The organism is Microseira sp. BLCC-F43 (genome assembly GCF_041929235.1).
Classification (GTDB): domain Bacteria; phylum Cyanobacteriota; class Cyanobacteriia; order Cyanobacteriales; family Aerosakkonemataceae; genus Microseira.
Genome location: NZ_JBHFNP010000087.1, coordinates 1 through 2,247, shown reverse-complemented (window position 1 = coordinate 2,247; position 2,247 = coordinate 1). Strand labels below are relative to the sequence as shown.

At 44.5% G+C, this 2,247-nt stretch carries 3 protein-coding genes; 2 read left to right on the top strand and 1 reads right to left on the bottom strand.

The window, feature by feature from the left end:
* Positions 1 to 134: 134 nt before the first annotated feature.
* Complete coding sequence (locus ACE1CM_RS13365) at positions 135 to 389, top strand: hypothetical protein (protein WP_374878002.1); 255 nt, start codon at positions 135 to 137, stop codon at positions 387 to 389.
* A 64-nt stretch (positions 390 to 453) separates the two neighbouring features.
* Complete coding sequence (locus tag ACE1CM_RS13360) at positions 454 to 693, top strand: aldo/keto reductase (protein WP_374878000.1); 240 nt, start codon at positions 454 to 456, stop codon at positions 691 to 693.
* Positions 694 to 713: 20 nt separating this feature from the next.
* Here ACE1CM_RS13360 and ACE1CM_RS13355 read toward each other — a convergent pair whose 3' ends face one another.
* Entirely contained in the window at positions 714 to 1,880 is a 1,167-nt protein-coding gene (locus tag ACE1CM_RS13355) for an RNA-guided endonuclease InsQ/TnpB family protein (RefSeq protein ID WP_374877998.1), read from the bottom strand.
* Between the last annotated feature and the right edge of the window lie 367 nt (positions 1,881 to 2,247).

Below are 2,247 nucleotides of genomic sequence, written 5' to 3'. Positions count from 1 at the left end.
AGTTCTTCAATATATACGCCTAAATTATATCCTATATACTTTTTTGATTCAAACCTCTCTCTAAAAGCAGTTAATCGCTGATATTTTATCTGGTTATAAACCTATCTATAGCCAGAGGAAACAGACACTCTGGCTTGATTGTTACAGGGCTGACGCCAAGAAACCGGGTTTCTCTAAAAAATCGTCGCTTTGTCACCAAAGATATCCCCAGAAACTTAGTTTTGATAGCAGTTCTCGTTTGGCAGGTGCGAACTGGTTTGCTGACTCAATCAACTGCCGTGGTAGCAGTCCGACTTGTAGCACAACTAATAGTTCTGCCTACTTTGCTGTTGCGTTTCTCCAGCTTTCGCTGGTTAGAAAATCAATGTTTGGGCAAAAATCAACCTTAATATTGAACCGCAAAGGCGCAAAGGAGGCAAAGATAGATAGGAAGAACTGTACAGGGAGTTAGAGATGGAAAAGCGACGTTTGGGTAATTCCGATATTGAAATTACTCCCATCATCATGGGGACTTGGCAAGCTGGTAAACGCTTTTGGGTGGGAATTGAAGATGCGGAAACAGTAAAAGCTATCCGTGCAGCGTATGATGCGGGTATCACTACGGTTGACACTGCCGAAGTTTACGGGGACGGTCACTCGGAACAGATTTTGACACTCCCCACAGCTAGAATCCGGGGGATTCTTGCGTCTTAGGGATTCCAATGAATTTACCCTCAGCCGCGCATCTTGACCGTATGCCCTACGGCTGCAAGTCCGCGTATCGCGACTACTTGAGCGGCTGCAATATCTCTATCGGTTGTATAGCCGCAATTTGAGCAAACATGAGTACGTTCTTTTAGTTCTTTCTTCCCTGTCTCAACATTACAATTAGGGCAAATTTGGCTGGTTTTACGTGCATTTACTTTCTGAAAATATACACCACGCTTGAAACAAGTTTGTTCAAGAATATTGAAAAATTGACCGAATCCCGCATCGAGGCAATGCTTGCCTAACATCCCACGGGATAATCCAATTAAATTCAAATCCTCTACAAATACCATCCCTGTGTCGCTACAGATTTGCTGAGACAGCTTTCGATGCCAATCTTTACGACAATTGGCGACGTACTCATGCAATGAAGCAACTTTTTTAACAGCTTTCTTCCAATTGTTCGAGCCAATACGTTTTCTGTAAACACGCTGTTGCAGCAATTTCAGCTGGCGTTCGGCATCTACAAAAAACCTCGGACGTTTAACTAAAAGACCATTAGAAGTTGCGACAAAACTTGTTAGTCCCACATCGATTCCTACTGCTTTTCCGTGGGGCATTGGTGACGGTGGATTAACATCCCATTGGACGGTTAGCATGACGTACCACCCAGAAACACGCTTAACCACACAAGCTTGCTTGATTACTCCACCGTCAGGGATTGAGCGAGATTGACGCACTTTCACCGCACCAATAACAGGCAATTTTACATACCCATTGCTTAATGGGTTTTGCCCTAATTGGGGAAATGAAAAAGATCGCATCCGGCCTGGTTTTTTGAATCTTGGGAATCCGTGATTCTGTTCCCACATGTTGACAAAAGCCTTTTCAAGTCGTCTTAACGTTTGCTGCAAAGATTGAGCGTTAACACGTTGCAAACACTCGTTTTCTTTGCGAGCAGCAGTTAAGGACTTGCATTGACTGGCAAATGTTGGACGGGGTGCATCAGCAGGAATGATATAGCAACTGTGGAGACTGCAAGCATTTACCTCACAACTACGGGACTTGTACCAGTCTTTACGTTCGGCTAAAGCATGGTTATAAACCCGTCGATGGGTTTCTAGCCATTCTTCAAATGTTGCTATTTGATTTTGGGTTGGCTTTAGCTTGAATTCGTCAGTCAGGTTAAACACTTGCATCACCTCCTGATTACATCCTCCAGGAAATTCTACTATTCGTTTGCACGTTTTTTAGAAGTGCGATTTTAATCGCAGGCGCACTACACCCCCATAGTTAGAAACTAGGGGCACTGTGCGCGTTTTTCGGTAGAGTCCCAGCGCCCGCAATGCTTACCACTTGACTTGCACGTGGAGGTGCATCTAGCGAGCGATCGCGCCTCGATTGCCTACCGCAAGTGGCTAAAACAACTCGGCGTCACCTTCGGCGTCACTTGATAGCGTAAGTTGCTAGTTATAAGTTGTGACATTGGTAATTGGTAATTGGTAATTGGTAATGGGATTCATGCCTCAGTCTACTCTTGACAATTACCCAAAACCCGAG

Bases quoted from the DNA above. Each gene is read 5' to 3' on its own strand.
- ACE1CM_RS13360 (WP_374878000.1), top strand. From the start codon at position 454: ATGGAAAAGCGACGTTTGGGTAATTCCGATATTGAAATTACTCCCATC.